We start from the raw sequence: 16,809 nt of genomic DNA on the forward strand, positions 1-16,809 counted from the left end.
GCTGGCCCGCCACTGGATTCCCCGTATTTATACCGACAACGGCTCGGTGATTGCCCTGGCCAGCTACCTGTTGCTATTCGCTGCCCTGTACCAGGTTTCCGACGCCCTGCAGGTGTGCGCCAATGGCTGCCTGCGCGGGTTTGAAGACACCGGTTGGCCCATGGTAATGACCCTGCTGGCCTACTGGGGTATCGGCCTGCCCATCGGCTACGGCCTGGCGCTGACCCACTGGTGGGTGGACCCCATGGGTCCCGCCGGGTTCTGGATCGGCCTGGTGGCCGGGCTGACCAGTGCTGCCGTCTTCCTGGGCTGGCGTCTGCGCTGGCGCCTCGCTCAGCCACTACCGGCACCGCCGACAAGCTCGCAGGAAGACCTGGCCGCCTGAGCCGGGCGCTCACCTGCCTTACAGTTTTTACACCCTGGCAGCGCTTTCATTGTGTTATTTGCATTTTCTTTGCATTGCTTCTGTAGATAATAACCATTCTCATTTTGGTTAGCTTGCCTCTACATTCCTATGTCTCCACTTTCGATTACCTCCCGCACCCTGGCCGCGGCTTTGGGTGGTTATGGCCTTGCGTCCCTGTCGGCCATGGCCCTGGCCGTTACCCTGCCCATGGCCCGCGACCAGGCCGTGATCATTGGCATCATGGTGGCGTTGCTGTTGTGTAGCGGCGCGGCTATTTGGGCGTTTTCCGCCCGCTCAGCCTGGCGGGCCTGGGCCGGCATTCTCGCCCCTGGCGTGCTGCTGGGTGGGCTGTATCTGTGGGGCCTGCCCGCATGAATAAATCATTTCGCCAATCCATGGCCTGGCTACACACCTGGACCGGCCTGTTACTCGGCTGGTTGCTGGTGGCCATTTTTATTACTGGCACCAGTGCTTATTTTCGGGAAGAAATTACCCTGTGGATGCAGCCGGAAGTGCATGATTCCACCCTGCAACCAGGCACCATCGACATGGCTCTGGCAGCATTGAATGCCAAAGCTCCAGACGCCCGCTCCTGGGACATCAGCCTGCCCGGCCCCCGCCAGACCGCCGCCGAGCTGCGCTGGCAACCGGCCAAACCACCTGAAGACGGAAGACGCCATCGCGGTGAACAGATACTCATGGATGCGGATAGCGGCGAGGTCGTTGCACCACGCGCCACCCGCGGCGGCAATTTTTTCTACCGCTTTCATTTTGAACTGTACGGCATCGACCGCCTGTGGGCGCGGTTGCTGGTCTGCCTGGCAACCATGTTCATGTTGATCGCCATTATCAGCGGGGTGATCACCCACAAGAAAATCTTCAAGGATTTCTTTACCTTCCGGCCCGGCAAGGGGCAGCGGTCCTGGCTGGACGCCCACAACGCCACGGCGGTCCTCGCGCTGCCCTACCACTTCATGATCACCTATTCCGGCCTGCTGCTGTTTATGACCCTGATCATGCCCTGGGGAATCGACGCGGCCTATGAGAATGACCGCCGCGCGTTTTTCTCCCAGGTATTTTCCCGCGGAGAAGACGCGGCGCAACCTGGCTCGCCGGGTGAGATGGTGGCGATCGGGCCATTGATCGAACAAACCGAAACCCGTTTCGGCAAACCGGTAGAACGCATTCAAATCACCAACCCCAACCGGGACAACGCGCAGATCACCTTGCGGGTCAACAGGGATCCGGCGGTCACCGATCGCCAGCGCGGTGGCGATCCAACGCAAGTATTCCAGGGCAATACCGGTGAGCTGATCGACACCCACATCCCCGCCAATGATCCGGTGTCACCGGGCTGGCGTATCTATAATTTCTTTACCAGTGTGCACATGACTCGCTTCGCCGATCCACTAACCCGCTGGCTGTTCTTTCTGTTCGGGGTCGCAGGCTCCGCCATGACCGTGACCGGCATGCTGCTGTGGGTGAGCAAACGCACCCAGCAATTACGCCGGGACCAGCAGCCCGACCGGGCCCTGAAAATGGTGAACGGACTGAATATGGCCTCCATCACCGGACTGATGCTGGCCATCGCCGCCTACTTCCTGGCCAACCGTTTGCTACCGGTCACGCTGGCTGCCCGCGAAGACCGTGAGATTCAGGTCTTCTTCATTGTCTGGCTGGTGTCACTGGTGCATGGTCTGCTGCGCCCGAACCGCCACGGCTGGATTGAGCAGGTCGCTGCCGCCTCGCTGCTGTGGTTTGCCATACCGGTAGTCAACATTTTCACCACGGCGTCGCACCTGTTTACGCCTCTGGCCTGGCAACATGCAGCCATCGCCAGTTTCGATCTGGTCTGCCTGATTCTTGCTGCCCTGGGCGGGTATACCCTGTGGCGTTTGCAACGCAAACNGCTGCCGGCAAAAGCACGCCGTGCCCCTGCGCCGCGCCCCTTCAACACAACCAACCCGGCCAGTGAGCAACCTGCCGGAGAATCCCCATGACGATGGCCCCGCCACTGTTTCTGGCGCTGGCTCTGGCCTATGCCGGCCTGACCAGCCTGTCTCTGGCCATGAAACGTCACCATGACCAGGTCATGGGCCGCAAGCTGCGACCGGAACGCGTGCGCTATTACCGGTGGCCCGGCTGGTTGCTGTTGGCATTATCGCTGTGGGTCACGTTGACGGTCTGGCCCCTGGGGCTGGCACTGTTTATGGCCGTGGGACTGGTGGCAATAGCCGGCTTGCCACTGGTGTTTTTGTTGCCGTATCACGCACGGTTGGCAGGACGACTGGCTGTCGCCTTGCCCGTGTTGGCCATGCTGACCTGGTCAACGGTGGCGCTGGTCTAGAGCAGTGTCTCGGCGGATTCCGGGTCGTCCACGCAGGCCGTGGCCAGCAAGTGCCGGTAATAGTCGGCACTGAGCCAGGGACGCCCACTGAGCAAGTGATTCAGATACCAGCGCTCCGGACGCAGATCATCGGCTTGCCACTCGGTATTAGCGATATAAACCCAGGTCTGTCGCTCGCCCTCATCGGTCTGTACTGGCAAGCGTTCACGGCGATAACGGACCGGGTGACCCTCGAACGGATCCATACGTTCGATTTCGCGGTGGTCCCACAGCTGGTACAAGACGCCCTGCACCTCCGGCCCGCCATGGTCCGCCTTCACGATGTTGGCGTAGGCAATCCCTTCTTTGCCATGGGCGCGCTTGTTAAACGCCAATTGCCAACCGGGTAATTGCGCCCGTAACGATTGCCGATAGCGCATGCCCCGCACCGCCATTCGTGCCGGGTTCATGTTCGACCCATAGGCAAAGTAATAATCACACTCCACACATCACTCCTGGTTATTGCTGGACGCCGGATGCCCGACGACAGACGCCTGCATTCAAAACCTGAAAAACTTAAACCCTGGTCGCCATGCTCTCTGCACAAAACACATTACCCATTATTTCCTGAATAATGGCCCTCCCTCAAAAGGAGGCACCGCAAGAGCGAGAGCTCCTTAGCCCATGGGGTTTCACGTCAGGCATCCAGCCTCGAGCGTTAGGCAAAGCGCAGAACATGGCTACCAGGTAATACCACAGGCAGGCGCCCTCTTGCCCACGGCGAGCCCGCTTTATGCCACGCAAACCGGTTATCTGCACCCGCTTGCATGGCATCGCATGACAGGCTAACGTGAATTAACGGGCCGTGCTGAACGATCCGCTGTGATCGTGCTCGCGTCCCCCCAAGGAAACGTACCGGGAGGTGCCCATGTCTCAGGCGAACCGGCAACACCCTGGCGGAAACAATGTTGTTTCCTTCTCTCCACGCCGCAAAGCGGCCAAGCCCCCCATTTTGCGTTTATCCCCGGAATACGATGGCATTGAGCTGTTGTATGCCAATGATCATCACCCTGACAAACTGTTCTCACTGAAAATACTGGCCTGGGCAAGACTGGCCAATGGCGACACCGTGGCCATGGTTCCCTGGCTCAAGGAACCGGTCACCGCCATGGCGCTGGCCGACCCGCTGAATGGCCGCTGGGAAGGTTACCGTCTGCCCGGCAGCGATTACCTGTTCGTGGAGGCACCGGAACACAAGGTACAGGAAATGGATGCGGCCCTGTCGTTCTTCGGCAAGCCACAACCCGGCGAACAGGCCATTCAGGAAATCCCGGATACCATCGGCACCCATGCGGTCTTTTCAGAAGACAACTTCCACACCATCAGCCTGATGGAAGTGGTGAGCTGGAAGCTGTTTGCCGATGGCACCCTGTCGGCCATGGTGGCACAGGAAAACGACCCGGTTGAGACACCGATTCTGCCCGGCGCAGAATGCTTGACCACCGCACAATCGCTACCGGCCTTCCGGTATTTCTTCCAGCACGGCATTGCCAACAAGTTAAAGGAGAGAGACCCGGAAGCACTGGCGGCGGTGGCCATGCTGGCAAAAAGCTGAACGATGACGAATATTCAGGCAGTGCGAAACAACACTGGCACGGGCTAGGCACTGAACCCGGAAAACGAGTTTCTCCGGGCTTCAGGCTAACGGCGATGTTGTGTCACTCAGCTTTTTTTCTTTTCGATCCAGTACAGGTAAAGGTCACCGTCCTGTTCTTGTGTCAGTAGGGTATGACCGAGAAACTGACAAAACTTGGGGATATCCCGCTCGGTAGAAGGGTCTGTGGCCCGCACTTTCAGCACCTCACCCGGCGCCATATCGCGCACTTTGTTATGCAGCATCATGACCGGCTCCGGGCATAGCAGGCCGGTGGCATCAAGGTGGTGTTGCGCATCCAGTGACATCAGGGCTCTCCTCGTGGCGCATGGGCAACCACCGGTGGTTGCCAGAAAAAGGCAGCTATTATAACGACTGCACTGAGAATCGCAGCCAGCAGGAAATGCGACGCGTAACCCAGCCAGGCCACACTGAAACCGCTGGCCAGCGTGAACGCCCCTACCGCGAACAGTTGCACGGACGCTTGCACGGTATAGTCACTGCCTTCATGGCCGGCGCGGCAGTAATCCATCATCACCACAAACAGCGCCACCGTGGACAGGCCGTCCGCCAATTGCTCAAACAACGCCACCGCCCAGATCCACGCCCCCTGCGGGGCATCTACCCCCCAACTTGCCACCCACCACCAGCCAATAAACGACAGCGCCTGCAAACCGGCAAACCCGAACAGGGCTACGCGACGACTTAACCGCATCATTGTCAGCCCCGCCAACCCGGCACCTGCCAGCCCGACCAATGAGGCCACCAGGTCCAGGGTGCCGATTTCTGCCAGGGTCCAGTGACTATCGACCAGGAAGGGTTTGATCATGCGGGCGCCAAAACCATCCCCCACTTTGTAGCCAAGCAGGATGAGCAGCCAAACAGCCAAACCCGGCCGCCGCCAGAACAGGGCCAACTGGCGCAGCCACCACCGCAGGGTCACCGGTTTGCGTGGGCGCACCGGTTCAAGAGGCTCATCAAATCGCCAGGCAGTAAGCGCCACCAACAGCAACATCGCAATAACGGTAAACAGCGTAGCTTGCCAGCCCAGCCAGCCGACCAGAATCAACAAGGCGCCACTGCCCAGAATCATCCCGATCTTGTAACCACTGACCTGAACGCTGTTACCCAGGCCACGCAACCTCGGCGTCAGTAGCCGGGCGGCCAGACCATCGGTGGCAATGTCCTGAGTGGCACTGAACAGGTTGAGCAGAAACAGCATGACGATAAGCACGGCAAAACCCGCACCAAACAGCCAGACTTGGGGCAACATGGCAGCCACAGCCAGTACTGCCACCACCCCGGCCAGGCAGGCCAGAATCCAGCGTTTTCGATGATCGGGGCCGCCGCTGCCCCAGCGATCAACCCAGGGCGCCCAGATAAACTTCAGCGCCCACGGCAAGGCAGGCAAAGCCAGCAAGCCAATCCATTCCGGCGACAATCCCGCATCACGGGCCAGCGCCGGCATGGATTTCCCCAGCAACCCAGCAGGTAGACCCTGAGCGAAGTACAACATAGCCAGGGTGGCGAATAGAGGCATACTTCTACCGCGCCCAGAGACCACGCTTAGTAATCCCGGTGGAAGCTGGCCCACACGGTAATTTCTTCCCGGTCGTAATACAGGTGGGCGGCTTTGATCACCGGTTCACCTAAATGCTCCATGCGCCCCATGGCCGTGGTGAGTTTTTCCAGCAGCTGCCAGGTTTCCTGAAAGCGCCGTTTCATCGGCAGCTTCAAATTGAACAGCGCGGCATTGGCCCACCCCTGTGTGAGCCACTTTTCCATGTGCTGCAAGGTACGGGCGGGCTTGTCCACCACATCGCATACCACCAGATCCACCTTGCTGCGCGGACGCCAGGTGAACGCATCCCCGGACACGTGCTGCACCGGGTATTCATCCAGCAGGCGCGGATCCATCTTGCCGTGGTCCACCGCCTGAACACGAATCCCCCGCCGTGCCAGCTGCCAGCTCCAGCCGCCCGGGGCGGCGCCCAGATCCACCGCCGTCCTGGCATTCAGTGCATCGGCGCTGCCGAAGAAGCGGATCAGGGCTTCTTCCACCTTCAGCGCAGAGCGGCTTGGCGCCTCCGCAGGCAGCCGCAAGCGCAGCACGCCGCCTTCCACCAGTGGTATCGCGCCGGGGCTAGTGCTGACCCAGCCGTTGTGGGAGTCACTGAAGAAAAGGTGAACCCGTTGTTTTGCCTTTGCCCGCAGCAAACCGGCTTTTTTCAAGCGCGGCTCCAGCGCCTTGCGAAACCCCCGCAGGAAACGCTGCAACTCGCGGCCTTCATTGGTATCCGGGTGTTCCAGGTAGAGCTCGGAAAACGGTGCCGCCTGCTCCAGCAGGGGCCACAGAGCGGTAATTCGGTCGTCGCCGATATCGGTGAACTCACCCACACACACGCTTAGCGTGCGCGCAAAAATCAGCCCGCTGTCCTGCAGGCTGGCCAGCGAACCTTGCTGGCTGTGCCACAGCACGTACCCGCTGTTGGCGGTCGCGCGGGGGTAACCGGCCACCATCTGGTCTGCCGCATGGAAATTCAGTTCGGCAGCCAGGTCCGTTTCAAAACCCGGCCGGCACAGGGCCAGCAGGGTTTCGGACTGGGAATTCAACAAGTCACTGTGCATGAAGGTCTCGCGCTGGTTACAATGTGGCCCATTGTCCTTATCACAACGGCTGGATCAATAATGAAAATAACACTGCCGCTGACCCTGAGCTTCACTGCCCTGGTTTCCCTTGCCCATGCCGACGAAGAGCTGGCCCCACCGGATGTGGATTTCTATGCCGAGGCCCAGATGATGCGAGCCGACATGGACCCATACGGGTTCGATACGGCGGACGGGCTGAATATTAAGATTGGACTGTGGCTAAACAGTGTAACGCTGGGAAAAAACAGCCGTTTCGGGCTGGAAGGCGGGTTTGTCAGCCAAAGCGAAGTCTCCAATAACAGCCAGTTCACCCGCGCGCCCAGTGTTTCCGAACAAAACGCCGGGGCAAGCTCCGTCCTGGTGCAGGAAGAAGATTCTCTGGATCTAAGCGGTTTCACGGTGGGGGCGCTCTGGCAGTCACCTTACTGGCTATACCTTCGTGGTGGCGGCTATATTTACAACCTCAAGCTGGAAAACCGCCAGGACAGAATCTTGCTGGACGGCGGTGGCAGCACCGTAAACACGGTCAACGATTCCCCCGTAAGCGATAGCCAGAGCGGCATTGCACCCTACCTGGGTATCGGCTTGGCTGTGCCTCTACTCGAGAACCTGTCACTAACGGCAGATTATCAACAGACCCAGCTGGAATCTGAAAGTTACGGCACAATGGGCATCGGCCTGCGTTATAGCAATTAGGCCGCAACAAGCAGCATGCTTCACGCTTGCACGCGATGGGATTCTCTTGGCGTGGTGCGTGTAGCGTGCCGCCTGCTCGCGTTACTTCACAAACACCACGGTCTTGTTACCGTCCACGATCACCCGATCTTCCAGATGCCAACGCACCGCACGCAACATCACCTGTCGCTCCACATCCTGCCCCAGTGAGCGCAGCTCAGCTGCAGAATGGCGGTGGCTTACTCGCTGCACGTTCTGCTCGATAATCGGCCCCTGATCCAGGTCCTCTGTCACATAGTGGCTGGTGGCACCGATCAGTTTTACGCCCTTGTCGTGGGCCTGCTGGTAGGGGTTCGCGCCCACGAAAGCCGGCAGGAAGGAGTGGTGGATGTTGATCACCCGATGCGGGTAGTGAGAAACAAACTCCGGGCTGAGAATCTGCATGTAGCGCGCCAACACCACCACATCAACCTTGCCTTCAAGTTTGGACAGCGTCTGGGCTTCCGCCTCGGCCTTGTTGTCTGCGGAGACCGGTATATGGTGGTACTCGATGCCAAAGCGCTCGACTTCGTCGCGCAGGTCATCGTGATTACTGATCACCATGGGAATGGTGGCAGGCAGATCGCCCCGGGAGGTGCGCCACAACAGGTCCATGAGCACATGGTCGTGCCGTGACACCAGCACCGCCATGCGCTTTTTCTCGCTGGCGTAGCTGATTTGCCACTGCATACCATAGGGTTCGGCCACCCGTCTGGCAAAATTGTTTCGCAGCGCTTCCCGGGAACAATCCAGTTCTGGCGTCTGAAACTCCAGGCGCAGGAAGAAGGTGCCGCCATGGGCATCACTGGAATGCTGATCGAAATCGGTGATGTTGGCACCGTGGTTGTATAGGAAGGTGCTCACCGCGCTGATGATTCCCGGCTTATCCGGGCAAGTAACCAGCAGACGTGCCGTGTCGGCATCATTGACTGTCATGGAAGCTCTCGAGGCTGATCGTCAGTGAGAGAGACAGGATGGCGCCCCGTTAAAGGTTGACGCCAAAATGCTCTCGACGGAAATTGGACGGTGTTTTTCCGGTCCACTTCTTGAAGGCCCGGTGGAACGAACTGGCTTCACTGAAGCCCATCAGTAGTGCGATTTCATCGATGCTCAGATCCGGCTTGGACAGGTAATACACCGACGCATCCTTGCGGATGGCATCCTTGATTTCCTGATAGCTGGTGTTGGCATCCTTGAGGCGGCGCCGCAGAGTCTGCGGAGTCATGTTCAGTTTGCTGCAGATTTCCGTGAAATCCGGGAAGCTGTTGCCATATTCATTGGAAATAATAGCGCGAATCTGTGCCGGCAGGCCCACATTGTGAATGTTGCCGTCGAACAACTGGGCCAGCGACTCCTTCAGGAACTTGGACAGAGACAGCTCGTTCTGCACCAAGGGCAAGTCCAGGAAGTCCGCCCGGAACGTCACCGCATTACCATCAGACAAATACTCGATAGGACAATCGAACAGGAAGCGATGCTCCTCGTCATTGCGCACATCAGAGTAATCCAGCTTCACCTGCTGGGGCTCAATGGCCTTGCCCACCAGCCAGCTCATGAAGCGCAGCCAGATAAACAGGGAGGCTTCGATAATCACTTCGCGGAAATCAAGACGCGGGTCAGCGACCACAATAAGCCTGGCCACATCGCCATCACGCTCAATGCGTGACTGAAGGCTTAGCTCGAACAAGTCGTAGAAGCGAATACCCCGCTCCACCGCCGCCCCCAGGTTCGGGCAGTTGATCACCGCATGAGCCATCATGGAGAAGGTGCCGGGCTTTGATTTTCGGCCCTGACCAAACCCCAGAAACTCGTCCTGGGTCTGAGTCATGATCAGCAACATCATCCGGATAAAGGTATCCCTCTCAATGGTCCCATCCGGATCATCCAGTACTTGCCGGGGAATATTACACTTGTCCAGAATCTCGGGAATGCTGGCACCGGAACGGGCGGCGCCCTGCAATAGCTTCACTACCCGATTAATATTGATCGTTCTGCGATGGTACATCGACCTCCACCCTCACACCTTAGGCGGCCTCTGAATAACGCCTCGCTCTCCGGGGCTTTCAGGCTGGCACATACTCGTTGTTGCAATTTTCTGATGAGTGGACACACCGTCAAAATTGCGCCTGGATTGTGAGCCAGCCTGAAAGCCTGAGCCTGCAAGGCATTATTCAGCGGCTCTTGGCATTGCCATTAAGCGAATCCGTACCCGTCAGCATTGTCATCGGCACGTTTATTATTTACCGGCCTGCTGTTTTTAAAGAGTCCGGGAGCGTCAATCATAAAGAAACTGGCCGGAATTAACATACTGTCTACCGCTACAAAACCGTTGCATCGTGATTCTGGCAGGAAAAACCCGCCTTCACACAGATTTCACCCTTGTTATCCTGCGCTGTCTACGATAAAAATCACTAATGAATGTTCTCGTCGTTGAAGACAACAAGGCTGTCAGCCTGATCATCTGCCGCATCATCGAAGAGCTCGGCCACCAGTATGTACTGGCCGCAGACGGTGAGGCCGCCCTGCGTCTTTACCATCAACGGGACATCGACCTACTGATCCTGGATGTGGAACTCCCCATTCTGGATGGGTTCACCGTGGCCCGCGACGTACGCAACGGCAACCCCCACATCCCGATCCTGTTTATTTCCGGCAACAACAGTGAAGCCTGTTTCCAGCAATGCCTGGACGCCGGCGGCGACACCCTGATGCCCAAGCCCTTGCGCCCCAGTGAATTGCGCACCTGGCTCAACAGCAGGCTTGCTTCCCACCACGACAGCGTTCCCGTCTCCCCCGCCGCTGGCTGACCCGACTCTTTTCAGGCTCCTCATGGCATCGGGTTCCGAGCAAATGTCAGGATTTGCCTGATTATCCAGCCTCAGCAACCACTAGACCTGCGGCTGACGTCTTCATTTTGTGCCCCCCTCGCCTTTATGCTTTCGTCGTACCGCTAATTTTCAGATTACTCCTTGAGTACACCCCCAAAGAGATAGCGAAAGCCACCGGCAGCCGGCGCTGCATCACAAAAAAGCCCGGCTGGATAAGCCGGGCCTTTTTGAAGAAACGCAATCTCAAGGGTTACTTGTAGATTTCGCCTTTTTCCGCTTTTTCCAACAGTGAAGCCGGCGGGTTAAAGCGCTCACCGTACAACTTGGCCAGTTCCTGGGCGCGCGCAACAAAACCGCGCAAGCCGCCTTCATACTGGTTGATGTACTGCATCACACCACCGGTCCAGGCGGGGAAACCAATGCCGAAGATCGAGCCGATGTTGGCATCTGCCACGGAATCCATCACGCCTTCATCAAAGCACTTCACCGCTTCAAGGGACTCGATGAACATCATCCGTTCCTTGATGTCTTCAAACGGCATGTCCTTGCTGCCACCGAAGGCATCGGTAAGGCCAGGCCACAGGTGCTTCTTGCCGTTTTCCGGGTACTCGTAGAAACCTTTGCCCTGCAGCTTGCCCGGGCGATCCAGTTCTTCGACCATTTTCTTCATGACCACTTCCGCCGGGTGTTCCGGCGGCAGCTCAGTGCCTTCACGCTTGGCATCATCACGGGCTGCTTTACCGATCTTCAACGCGGTTTCCATGTTGATTTCATCGATCAGATTCAGAGTACCTACCGGGTAACCCGCCTGCATGGCCGCCTGCTCAATGGACTGGGCATTGACGCCTTCGCCCAGCATAGCGATCCCTTCGTTGGCGAAGGTGCCGATCACGCGGGTGGTAAAGAACCCACGGGCGTCGTTGACCACGATCGGGGTCTTCTTGATCTGCAGACAGTAATCATAGGTCTTGGCCAGCGCTTCGGGGCAGGTGTCCTTGCCACAGATAATTTCCACCAGCGGCATCTTGTCTACCGGGCTGAAGAAATGGATACCGATAAAGTTATCCTTTTTCTTCACACCTTTGGCCAGGCCGGTAATCGGCAAGGAGGAGGTGTTGGAGCCCAGCACCGCATCCGGATTAACCACGTCTTCAATTTCCTGGAACACCTTGTGCTTCAGCTCGGTGTTCTCGAACACAGCCTCAATCACAAAATCCACGCCTTCCAGATCTTTGGCATCTGCAGTGGCAGTAATGCGGCCGAGGATCTCTTCTTTCTTTTCCTCGGTCATCTTGCCTTTGGAGATTTCCTTGTCGAGTAGTTTGCGGGAGTAATCTTTACCCTTCTCCGCGTTCTCGGCAGAAATATCCTTGAGCACCACATGCGAGCCAGAACGGGCTGTTACATAGGCCACGCCTGCGCCCATCATACCTGCGCCCAGAACACCGACTTTTTTGGCACGGAATTTTTCCACGCCATCGGGACGGCTGGCGCCACCATTGATGGCCTGCAGGTTGAAGAAGAATGCAGTGATCATGTTCTTGGCGACCTGACTGGTCACCAGTGACACGAAATAACGGCCTTCAATCAGCGAGGCGTTATCGAAGTCTACCGCAGCACCTTCGATGGCCGCAGACATGATCGCCAGTGGCGCCGGGTAGTTGGCACCCTTGACCTGCTTCTTCAGGTTAGCCGGGAACGCCGGCAAGTTAACGGCAAATTTCGGGTTCTTCGGATCACCGCCCGGAATTTTGTAACCCTTCTGGTCCCAGGGCTGCATGGCCTTGGGGTTCGCCTTGATCCACTCACGGGCCTTGGCCATCATCTCATCGCGATCGGCTACCAGCTCATCAATCAGGCCGATTTTTTGTGCCTTGTCAGCCTTCATGCGCTGACCCTGCATCAGTACCTTCATCAGGCCGTCCTGAATACCCAGCATACGCACGATGCGAGTCACGCCCCCACCACCGGGCAGCAGACCCAGAGACACTTCCGGCAGACCAAACTGGGCGGATTTGTCATTGATGGCAACACGGTGATGACAGGCCAGAGCAATTTCCAGACCGCCACCCAAGGCTGTGCCATTCATGGCAGCAACCACCGGTTTACCCAGCGTTTCCATGATCCGTAGCTGACGCTTGATCTCGGTCACGCCGGCGAGAAATTGCGGACCATCTTCCTTGCGGGCCTTGAGCAGATCACGCAGATCGCCACCTGCGAAAAAAGTTTTCTTGGCAGAGGTGATAATCACCCCGGCAATCTCATCTTTCTCTTTTTCCAGACGCTCGACCACCGCCGCCATGGACTTGCCGTACAGCTCGTTCATGGTGTTGGCGGACTGGTTGGGATCGTCCATGGTCAAAACGACGATATTGTCCGCGTCTTTTTCCCAACGAATTGCAGTTTGTTCACTCATATCTTTACTCCGAAATCGTTCGACGCGGCTTACAGACGCTCGATGATGGTGGCGATACCCATGCCACCGCCCACACACAAGGTGCACAATGCGAACTTCTTGTCGCGGCGCTCGAGTTCATCCAGTGCGGTGCCCAAAATCATGGCACCTGTGGCACCCAGCGGGTGACCCATGGCGATGGAACCGCCATTCACGTTGGTGATGTCCGGGGTGATATCCATGTCCTTCATGAAACGCATGGCCACCGCCGCAAACGCTTCGTTGATTTCCCACAGATCAATATCGCTGGCTTTCAGGCCGGCTTTCGCCAGGGCCTTCTTCGCAGCCGGGCCCGGGCCTGTCAGCATGATGGTGGGGTCGGCACCACTGATCGCCGTGCAGACAATGCGGCCACGGGCTTTCATGCCGTAGTCCTTGCCCACTTGCTCGTTGCCGAGCACCACCAGAGAGGCGCCGTCTACGATCCCGGAGGAGTTACCGGCATGGTGGACGTGGTTAACCTTTTCCAGCCAGTGATACTTCTGCAGGGCAACCGCATCAAAACCGCCCATTTCGCCCATCATGGCAAAAGAGGGGTTCAGGCCTGCCAGGGCGTCGGCGGTAGTGCCGGCGCGAACGTGCTCGTCACGATCCAGAACCGTCATGCCGTTGAGGTCTTTCACCGGCACTACGGATTTCTCGAAATAGCCTTTTTCCCAGGCATTGGCTGCACGGGATTGGGATTCAGCGGCAAACTCGTCCACGTCACGACGGCTCCAGCCTTCGATGGTGGCGATCAGGTCCGCACCAATCCCCTGGGGAACAAAACCGGTCTTGTAGTTGGTAATCGGGTCCATTGCCCAGGCACCCCCGTCAGACCCCATGGGGATACGACTCATGGATTCCACACCACCGGCAAGAATCAGGTCATCCCAACCGGATGCCACTTTCTGGGCCCCGGTATTCACTGCTTCCAGGCCAGATGCGCAGAAACGGTTCAACTGATAACCCGCTACCGTATCCGGCAGCCCTGCGGCCAGGGCCGCCGTCTTGGCGATACAGGCACCCTGGTCGCCGACCGGGGTCACCACACCCAACAGCACATCATCAATGCGGTTGGTATCCATATTCGGAAAACGGTCTTTTACTTCATCGATCAGGCCTACTACGAGATCCAGCGGCTTAACCGTATGCAAAGAGCCATCTTTCTTGCCCCGACCACGGGGAGTACGGATGGCATCATAGATATAGGCTTCGGTCATGGAACCTTCCTCTTGCCTCAGGCATGTATCAGCGTTTGCTGACGGGTTATGAAGGGCTTGGGAGCCCGGTATAGGGTGGCAAGAGTGCCCCAGCCACCCCAATGTCTCAATGACATGAGTTAACAGCGCCGGTGAGCGGAACGGGCAAGGCTGCAAGTCATTGAAAAATATCATGTCGGTGCGGCCAATGAATGACCGTGCACCCGTGCTAAGGTCGCGGCAATTCGTTTCAGGAGTATCCGCCATGTCACACAGCACAGAAGTCTTCCGTTCCCTGCTGTCTTCCACGCTTCAACAGGGCCGGGGCATTGCCAGCAAAGGGCACAGCAACCGCCCGGAGGAGCCGCTGGAGCTCTACGACATGGAAGGCTGCCCCTTCTGCCGGCTGGTTCGCGAAGCGCTAACCGATCTGGATCTGGACGTGATGATGTTCCCCTGCCCCAAAGGCGGTGACCGGTACCGCCCCCTGGTAGAACGGCTGGGAGGTAAACAGCAGTTTCCCTATCTGATGGACCCCAACACCGGCGAAGCCCTGTATGAATCCGCCGCTATCATCGAGTATCTCTATCAGCAATACGGTGGCCGCCCTGCCCCTAAAAGCTGGCAACTTCGCTTGCGCACAGCCGCCGCAATGGCAGCGTCCGCCCCTCGTGGCAGCCGTGGTATCCGTTTCCTGGACAGTAGAGCGCCAGAAAAACCACTGGAACTGTATTCGTTCGAAGCCAGACCCTTTGCCCGCCTGGTTCGTGAACGTCTCACCGAGCTGCAGCTGCCCTACCTGCTTCGCCAGTGTGGCCGCGATCAATGGCAGGACTGGGTGCTGCCGGCAGTGCGCAAGCGCCTCGACATGGACTATGCTCCCAGCCAACGCAACCGGGTCGATCTGCTGGCCCGGGCCGGCAGAATCGCTGTCCCCTACCTGGTAGACCCGAATACCGGCATGGAACTGTTCGAATCCGAAGCCATTCTCGACTATCTGGACCAGACCTACGGCGACTGATCCCCGCACTACCTGGCAATGATGACGGGGCACCGATAAATGGTGCCCCTTGCCCCTTCTACACCCCACTTTTTAGTGCTATATATCCAATGGCAGGTTGCATTCGTGGCACCCGCAAAACGGCAAGTATCCTTTAACGTTGGAAAGAGAGTGGCACCATGAGTCGTCGCCAATTTGATGACTACGACCCGAATGAGTGGGAAGAAGAACACAAGCGTGCAGAGCGTGAGCGCCGCAAGCGAGACGCCAAGCGTCACAGACATGATGATGAGAAAGGAGAAGAAAGCCGGGAGCGCTCACGTCCACAGGCTTACTGATTACATCGCCTTCTGATCACCTTGGGCATTACCGGTTTTTCGAGGGTTGCCGAAAAGAGTTAGGGCCCGGTTACTGCTACGCCTTCCCGCTTTGCAGTAACCGCTGACCGCTCCTCCCCCGCTATTCTCCGTAACGGCTCACCAGCTTCGACAGCAGGGTTGCGGTCTGCTCGTCCGTTGCCAGACGAAACCCACCTCGCCAATGGCCATTGTCCAGATAGCTATGCCATAGCGGCTCCGCATGCACGTGCAACTCTCGCTGGCCAGACAGATTGAAGGGCAACTTCAGCACCATCGTTTGCAAGGTTTGTGGTGGTACGCCTTTGCCCGCCAGGCAAACGCCCTGATCTGTAATATTCAGAATATGGCCGATTGGCCGCTGATCGACGCACGCTCGCACATTGACGCGAAGCCTGGGCCGACTGAATCGTCGACGTTCCATCACACCCTTCCTTATCAGGGAGCCTGTTACTCCAAGTCTCCGCCGGCTTTGTGTACCATGCAAGTTAGTAAAAATGAATTTTGTGGAGCCGTTCCATGACCTCCTCCGACGACGATCTGTTTCGCCAGGAAATGGCCGATGTTACGCCGATAAAGCCGGACAACCGGGTGCAGGAACGTACGCCCCGTCGTGAACCCTCTATCCGTGAACAATTGCGTCGCGCCGCCGCCGTGGACGATCGCAGAGACCGCAACCCGCTGACCGTTCCCGAACACGTGCAAGCAGTCGGACCACTGGATATCGTCGGACTGAAAAAAGATGGCGTCCAGGAAGGGGTATATCGAAAATTGCGGCTGGGTAAATACGAGGCCCAGGATGTGCTGGACCTGCACCGGGTTCGACTGATGGATGCCCGCAACCTCGTCCAGCAGTTTCTGGAAAATGCCCATAACAACGGCATGCGTACCGTGCTAATCAGCCACGGCAAAGGACTGCACAGCGAACGCCCAGGCTTTCTGAAGAGCTATGTGATGCACTGGCTGGAAGAAAGTCATCTGGTGCTGGCCTTTCACAGCACCCCCGCCAATCGCGGCGGCAGCGGTGCTACCCAGGTGCTGGTACGTAAAAACAGCCAGGCCCGGCAGAAGAATCGCGAGTTCTTTATCGAAGCGGGCAAACAGCAACGCTGAATCACACCTGTGCCGGCCGAACAGACAGAACCGGAGGGATAAGCGCATTCCCTCCAGTCAGCGATACCCTATCGCTTAATCCGATTCAGCCCGTTGATTGCCGCCACCCGGTAAGCTTCGGCCATGG

The 16,809-nt window shown here is 57.9% G+C and carries 19 protein-coding genes; 10 read left to right on the forward strand and 9 right to left on the reverse strand.

All coding sequences use genetic code 11. From position 1 onward, the window contains the following. The 4 genes from A3754_RS12270 to A3754_RS12285 all read left to right on the forward strand — a co-directional run. Positions 1-385: MATE family efflux transporter (locus tag A3754_RS12270; protein WP_255363133.1), on the forward strand; the 385-nt coding region annotated here is incomplete at its 5' end. Positions 386-514: 129 nt separating this feature from the next. Next, a complete protein-coding gene (locus A3754_RS12275; protein ID WP_063519916.1) occupies positions 515-781 on the forward strand; it encodes a DUF3649 domain-containing protein in 267 nt (88 codons plus the stop codon). Then, positions 778-2,406: a PepSY domain-containing protein gene (locus A3754_RS12280; RefSeq protein WP_063519917.1), complete on the forward strand. Its 1,629-nt coding sequence runs from the start codon at positions 778-780 to the stop codon at positions 2,404-2,406. The genes A3754_RS12275 and A3754_RS12280 overlap by 4 nt, the downstream gene beginning before the upstream one ends. Beyond that, positions 2,403-2,753 (forward strand): DUF3325 domain-containing protein, encoded by a 351-nt coding sequence (locus A3754_RS12285; protein WP_197468642.1) that lies wholly within the window; start codon positions 2,403-2,405, stop codon positions 2,751-2,753. Before A3754_RS12280 ends, A3754_RS12285 begins: the two co-directional genes overlap by 4 nt. On the opposite strand, the gene A3754_RS12290 is transcribed toward A3754_RS12285, so the two are convergent. Continuing rightward, positions 2,750-3,238, reverse strand: a complete 489-nt coding sequence (locus A3754_RS12290) for a gamma-glutamylcyclotransferase family protein (RefSeq protein ID WP_082872454.1) — start codon at positions 3,236-3,238, stop codon at positions 2,750-2,752. The genes A3754_RS12285 and A3754_RS12290 overlap by 4 nt on opposite strands. 422 nt (positions 3,239-3,660) lie before the next feature. On the opposite strand from A3754_RS12290, the gene A3754_RS12295 reads away from it, so the two are divergent. Then, positions 3,661-4,347: a hypothetical protein gene (locus A3754_RS12295; protein WP_063519918.1), complete on the forward strand. Its 687-nt coding sequence runs from the start codon at positions 3,661-3,663 to the stop codon at positions 4,345-4,347. Positions 4,348-4,454: 107 nt separating this feature from the next. Here the strand turns inward: A3754_RS12295 and tusA are convergent, their stop codons facing one another. Genes tusA through rlmM form a run of 3 tightly spaced genes read right to left on the reverse strand, consistent with a single transcriptional unit; the run spans position 4,455 to position 7,014 of the window. Next, the gene (gene tusA, locus A3754_RS12300) at positions 4,455-4,694 is read right to left on the reverse strand and encodes a sulfurtransferase TusA (protein ID WP_063519919.1); all 240 of its coding nucleotides are present in this window, start codon (positions 4,692-4,694) and stop codon (positions 4,455-4,457) included. Beyond that, entirely contained in the window at positions 4,694-5,926 is a 1,233-nt protein-coding gene (locus A3754_RS12305) for an MFS transporter (protein WP_063519920.1), read from the reverse strand. Before A3754_RS12305 ends, tusA begins: the two co-directional genes overlap by 1 nt. A 26-nt stretch (positions 5,927-5,952) precedes the next feature. Then, positions 5,953-7,014: a 23S rRNA (cytidine(2498)-2'-O)-methyltransferase RlmM gene (gene rlmM / locus A3754_RS12310; protein ID WP_063519921.1), complete on the reverse strand. Its 1,062-nt coding sequence runs from the start codon at positions 7,012-7,014 to the stop codon at positions 5,953-5,955. 60 nt (positions 7,015-7,074) lie between these two features. On the opposite strand from rlmM, the gene A3754_RS12315 reads away from it, so the two are divergent. Next, positions 7,075-7,731: an outer membrane protein gene (locus A3754_RS12315; RefSeq protein ID WP_063519922.1), complete on the forward strand. Its 657-nt coding sequence runs from the start codon at positions 7,075-7,077 to the stop codon at positions 7,729-7,731. An 81-nt stretch (positions 7,732-7,812) separates the two neighbouring features. On the opposite strand, the gene purU is transcribed toward A3754_RS12315, so the two are convergent. After that, positions 7,813-8,685, reverse strand: a complete 873-nt coding sequence (gene purU, locus A3754_RS12320) for a formyltetrahydrofolate deformylase (protein WP_063519923.1) — start codon at positions 8,683-8,685, stop codon at positions 7,813-7,815. 49 nt (positions 8,686-8,734) lie between these two features. Beyond that, the gene (locus tag A3754_RS12325; RefSeq protein ID WP_063519924.1) at positions 8,735-9,754 is read right to left on the reverse strand and encodes an AraC family transcriptional regulator; all 1,020 of its coding nucleotides are present in this window, start codon (positions 9,752-9,754) and stop codon (positions 8,735-8,737) included. Between the two features lie 409 nt (positions 9,755-10,163). Between A3754_RS12325 and A3754_RS12330 the strand changes: the two genes are divergently transcribed. Beyond that, complete coding sequence (locus A3754_RS12330) at positions 10,164-10,556, forward strand: response regulator (protein WP_063518781.1); 393 nt, start codon at positions 10,164-10,166, stop codon at positions 10,554-10,556. Positions 10,557-10,827: 271 nt separating this feature from the next. Here the strand turns inward: A3754_RS12330 and A3754_RS12335 are convergent, their stop codons facing one another. After that, positions 10,828-12,993 (reverse strand): 3-hydroxyacyl-CoA dehydrogenase NAD-binding domain-containing protein, encoded by a 2,166-nt coding sequence (locus A3754_RS12335; RefSeq protein WP_063519925.1) that lies wholly within the window; start codon positions 12,991-12,993, stop codon positions 10,828-10,830. Between the two features lie 29 nt (positions 12,994-13,022). Next, positions 13,023-14,234, reverse strand: coding sequence for an acetyl-CoA C-acetyltransferase (locus tag A3754_RS12340; protein ID WP_063519926.1), 1,212 nt, complete (start codon positions 14,232-14,234; stop codon positions 13,023-13,025). A 244-nt stretch (positions 14,235-14,478) separates the two neighbouring features. Here A3754_RS12340 and A3754_RS12345 point away from each other — a divergent pair, with 244 nt between their 5' ends. Both A3754_RS12345 and A3754_RS26640 read left to right on the forward strand, forming a co-directional pair. Then, the gene (locus A3754_RS12345; protein ID WP_063519927.1) at positions 14,479-15,234 is read left to right on the forward strand and encodes a glutathione S-transferase N-terminal domain-containing protein; all 756 of its coding nucleotides are present in this window, start codon (positions 14,479-14,481) and stop codon (positions 15,232-15,234) included. A gap of 158 nt (positions 15,235-15,392) precedes the next feature. Continuing rightward, positions 15,393-15,551, forward strand: a complete 159-nt coding sequence (locus A3754_RS26640) for a hypothetical protein (protein WP_156496967.1) — start codon at positions 15,393-15,395, stop codon at positions 15,549-15,551. Between the two features lie 121 nt (positions 15,552-15,672). Here the strand turns inward: A3754_RS26640 and A3754_RS26645 are convergent, their stop codons facing one another. Continuing rightward, a complete protein-coding gene (locus A3754_RS26645) occupies positions 15,673-15,993 on the reverse strand; it encodes a hypothetical protein (protein WP_156496968.1) in 321 nt (106 codons plus the stop codon). A gap of 95 nt (positions 15,994-16,088) precedes the next feature. On the opposite strand from A3754_RS26645, the gene smrA reads away from it, so the two are divergent. Further along, complete coding sequence (gene smrA / locus A3754_RS12350; RefSeq protein ID WP_063519928.1) at positions 16,089-16,682, forward strand: DNA endonuclease SmrA; 594 nt, start codon at positions 16,089-16,091, stop codon at positions 16,680-16,682. Positions 16,683-16,809: the final 127 nt, after the last annotated feature.

This window comes from Alcanivorax sp. HI0083 (genome assembly GCF_001635175.1).